Source organism: Cereibacter changlensis JA139 (assembly GCF_003034985.1).
Lineage (GTDB): Bacteria > Pseudomonadota > Alphaproteobacteria > Rhodobacterales > Rhodobacteraceae > Cereibacter > Cereibacter changlensis.
Genome location: NZ_PZKG01000229.1, coordinates 1 through 3,893, shown reverse-complemented (window position 1 = coordinate 3,893; position 3,893 = coordinate 1). Strand labels below are relative to the sequence as shown.

The following is a 3,893-nucleotide window of genomic DNA, read 5'->3' as shown; positions in this document are numbered from 1 at the left end:
TCCCCCGCCCGGCGTGAGCCCGGACAGCCAGCGGACCAGCGGCCCCGCCCGTCCGGTTCTCGATCTCGGCGTCGTTGCGCTGCCGAATGGCATGGCGGACGATGCGGGCCCCGAGATAGCGGATCGGCTCCGGCGGCAGCGCGGTCCGCCTTTTGAGGCCGACGAGGCCGCTGCGGCTCCAGCGGTCGTCGCGCCCCAGCACTAGGCTGGCCAGGATGCGCCCCGCCACCGGGGTCTGGGCGATGCCGGTGCCGTTGAAGCCGACGCCGAAGAAGATGTGCGGCTGGCCGGCGAGGTGGCCGAAGACCGGCAGATGCTCGGCCATGCAGTCGATCGGGCCGGCCCAGTCATGTTCGACCCGCGCGTCCGCCAGCTCGGGGTAGAGACGGCGCAGCTCGCGGATGTTGTCGGCCCCGCCGCCGGGACGGCGGTTGAAGCCGGCGTCCGGCTTGCCGCCATAGGCGACATTGCCGCTGCCGCGCCCCAGGATCACCCGGCCTGGCGGGGTGCGCTGGTAGTAGAGCACATGCGCTTGGGCGTCGCAGATCGACTCGCCGCCGGTCCAGCCGAGCGCCTCGAGCTTGTCGGGAACCGGCTCGGTGGCGATGAGCTGGCTGTCCACGATGTAGAGGTAGCGGCGCAGCTCCGGCACCGCCGAGGCCCAGGCATTGGCGGCCAGCACCACCTTGCCGGCGGTGAGCGTGGCCTGCGGGCAGCGCAGGCGGCAGGGCGGGCCGGCGACGATCTCGGCGACCGGAGTGGATTCGTGTATGGTGACGCCGCGGGCCAACGCCAGCGCCCTGAGCCCGAGCGCCAGCTTGGCCGGATGCACCGTCCCCGCCCGCCGCTCGACCACCCCGGTGTAGGAAGCCGCCGAGCCGGTGCGGGCGCGGATCTCGGCCCCACTCAGCGGGGCGAGCCGAGGCCCTTCCGGCGCGCGGTCGAGCGCCAGCGCCCCGTCCCAGGCCCCTTCCTGCGCCCGCGAGCTGGCGGTCCACATCCAGCCGTCGAGCCGCAGGTCCATGTCGATGCTGCCGGAGGCTTGCAGCGCCGCCAGTTCCTCGATCGCCTCGGCGGTGGCCTCGCAGAGCGCCAGCGCCTCGGTCGGGCCGACCAGCTTCGTCAGCAGGTCGAGCTCGGCATACCAGGTATGGACTTGGCCGCCATTGCGCCCCGAGGCACCGGAGCCGCAGAAATCGGCCTCGAGCACCGTAACCTTCAGGTCGGGCGCCTGCTCCTTCAGCCGCAGCGCGGTCCAGAGCCCGGCATAGCCGCCGCCGATGATGGCGGCATCGCAGATCGCATCCGCCGTCAAGGGCGCGGTCGCCGGCCCGCCTCCGGCATCCTTGAGCCAGAAGGAGCGGTCTTCAGGGGCGGCGATGGCGGGTTTCCAGAGGGTGTAGCGCGTCATCTCAGATCTCCGCCGTGGCGATGACATCGGCATATTTATCGAAGAGCCAGGCCGGGATCGGCTGCAGCGGCTGCGGGAAGCTGCCCTCGTGGCCGCAGGTCAAGGCGGCGGCCGCGGTGGCAATCGCCAGCGCCTCGGGCCCGGCGCGGCCCGAGATCCGGGCGGCGAGGAAGGAGGCGATGAAGCTGTCGCCCGCGCCGCAGGTGTCGACCACGGCGATGTCCTGCGCCGGCACATGGGAGACCTCGCCCGCGTCGTCGAAGAAGGCCCCGCGCCGGCCGCAGGTGATCACCGAGCGCAGCGCGCCCCTTGCGCGGAACTCTGCGATCACCGGCTCGATCGGTTCAGCGGGATCCTCTGGCCCCGAGGCGAAGACCAAGGGCACGCCGTCCAGCCGCATCGCGTCATGCGCGGTGGAGACGTCGATGCTGAAAGCTACCCCCTCGGCCACCAGCCGCTGCGGCAGCTCGGCCGGGGTGTTGGTGCCCAGATGCACCCAGTCGGCCGCGCGCAGCGCCGCGTGGCGGCCGGGCTCCGGCTGGTAGCCAAGGCCGACGCCGAGATCCTCCAGCAGGAACCGCCGGTCGCCGTCACGCTCCAGCAGCAGCGTCACGGCGGTGCTGCCGGCGCGGCGCTCCACGTCCTCGGGCGTCAGCCCCACGGCGGCGAGCGCCTCGAGGATCACGTCGCCCTCGGCATCCAGCCCGACCACGCCGAAGTAGCCGGCGTTGAGCCCCTGGCGCGACCATTGCGCCGCGACGTTCAGCGCATTGCCGCCCACCGCCATGTGGGATTTTGACAGGTAGACGTCGAGGCAGTTGTCGCCCACGGCGATCAGTCTGGGCGAAGCGGTCACGCGGAAACCTTCCTTGGTTCAATATGGGGGGCGATGGCCTGCATGTTGCGGCTCCAGGCCGTCACCGGGTCGAGGGCGTAGGAGCCGTCGCCGAAGGGCTCGAAAGACAGCGCGCCGCGATAGTCGGCTTCGGCCAGCTCGGTCAGGTAGCCGGCCAGCGGCAGGCTGCCGTCGCCCCAGACCAGATGCCCGGCGGGCGTGCCATCGACGACATGCACATGCGCCAGCCGGTCGCCGAACAGGGCGACGTACTCCGCCACGCTGTCGCCGGCGCAGGCCATGGCCACGGTGTCGAGCACCACATCCATCGTTTCGGCCCCGACCCGGTCCAGCAGCCGGCGTAGGTCGGCGGCGCTATGGGCGATGTTGCTCTCGCGGCGCTGCAGCGGCTCCAGCAGACAGCGCAGGCCGAGGTCCGCCGCATGGGCGGCGATCAGGCCGAGCGCCTCGGCCGAGCGGTCCCAGGCGCGCTCCGCCGGTTCGTTCTCGAAGCCGCGGCCAGGCGTCAGGAACAGGTGGCGCGCCCCCAGTTCCGCCGCGATGTCGGCGGCGCGGCGGAACAGGTCGATGCTGGCCTGCCGATAGGCATCGTCGCCCGAGGCGATGTTGATCGGGTAGAGCACCTGCTCCGGCGTGAAGCAGCGGACGGTCAGGCCGTGATCGGCCAGCACCTGCTTCACCTCGGCGATGCGCGCCGGCCCGGCGTGGTGCAGATCTAGATGCGGGGCGATGCCCCAGAGCTCGATCTCCGTCACGCCGAAGCCCTGCATGACCCGCGCCACCTCGCGGAACGGGTAGTGCTGGAAGCTGAAGTTGGCGCCGATCAGCTGGTCGGCCGACAGCCGGCGGGGAGGGTGTGTCATTTGCCGATCCCCTCGGTCAGGCCGCGGATGAAGTACCGCTGGGTCAGGAAGAAGATGATGACGATGGGCAGCGCCGAGATCGTCATCGCCGCGAAGACCTGGGCATAGTCGGTGCCGTGTTTCGACATCATCGAGGTCAGGCCGACCGGCAGGGTCTGCACCGTGGGGCTGTTGGTGAAGATCATCGCGAAGAGATACTCGTTCCAGGCGAAGAGCACGTGCAGCACGACGCAGGACACCAGGATCGGTCGGCAGAGCGGCAGGATGATCTTGCGGAAGATCTGGCCGCGGCTGGCGCCGTCCATCATCGCCGCCTCGTCGAGATCGCGCGGCAGGTCCAGCATGTAGGCGCGGATCAGGAAGGTGGTGAAGGGCACCCGGAAGGCGGTGTAGAGGATGATCAGCGCCCAATGCGTGTCGTAGAGCCCGAGCGACTGCAGCATCCGCACCAGGGGCACCAGCGCCACCGTCGGGCTGAGCATCATGCCGCCCAGCACGATGCCGGTGATCACCGGCTTGCCGGGCATCGGCGTGCGGGTCAGGCCATAGGCCGCCCAGGCGCTGATCAGCACCGTGATCACGGTCGAGACCCCGGTGATCAGCAGGCTGGAGACCATGTAGCCCTGCACCGCCTGCCAGGCGGCGAGGTAGTTCTCGAAGGACCAGCTCTGGGGCAGGGCGAAGGGATCGCTGAAGATCTGGCTGTTGGACTTGAAGCCGCCGAGCCCCATCCAGAGCAGCGGATAGAGCACCACCACCCCCA

The 3,893-nt window shown here is 70.6% G+C and carries 4 protein-coding genes; all 4 read right to left on the bottom strand.

Going from position 1 to position 3,893, the window contains the following annotated elements; translation table 11 throughout:
* Positions 1-1,411, bottom strand: a 1,411-nt coding sequence (locus C5F48_RS22355) for an NAD(P)/FAD-dependent oxidoreductase (RefSeq protein ID WP_107665940.1), incomplete at its 3' end; no start/stop codon positions are given.
* Position 1,412: 1 nt separating this feature from the next.
* Positions 1,413-2,267 (bottom strand): PfkB family carbohydrate kinase, encoded by an 855-nt coding sequence (locus C5F48_RS22350; RefSeq protein WP_107665939.1) that lies wholly within the window; start codon positions 2,265-2,267, stop codon positions 1,413-1,415.
* Positions 2,264-3,130 (bottom strand): sugar phosphate isomerase/epimerase family protein, encoded by an 867-nt coding sequence (locus tag C5F48_RS22345; protein ID WP_107665938.1) that lies wholly within the window; start codon positions 3,128-3,130, stop codon positions 2,264-2,266. The genes C5F48_RS22350 and C5F48_RS22345 overlap by 4 nt, the downstream gene beginning before the upstream one ends.
* Positions 3,127-3,893 (bottom strand): carbohydrate ABC transporter permease (locus C5F48_RS22340; RefSeq protein WP_107665937.1); only part of this gene is annotated, 767 nt, incomplete at its 5' end. The genes C5F48_RS22345 and C5F48_RS22340, both read right to left, overlap by 4 nt.

What these genes read in the sequence shown, in the direction of transcription:
- C5F48_RS22345 (WP_107665938.1), bottom strand. Translation starts at nt 3,130, where the DNA reads ATGACACACCCTCCCCGCCGGCTGTCGGCCGACCAGCTGATCGGCGCC.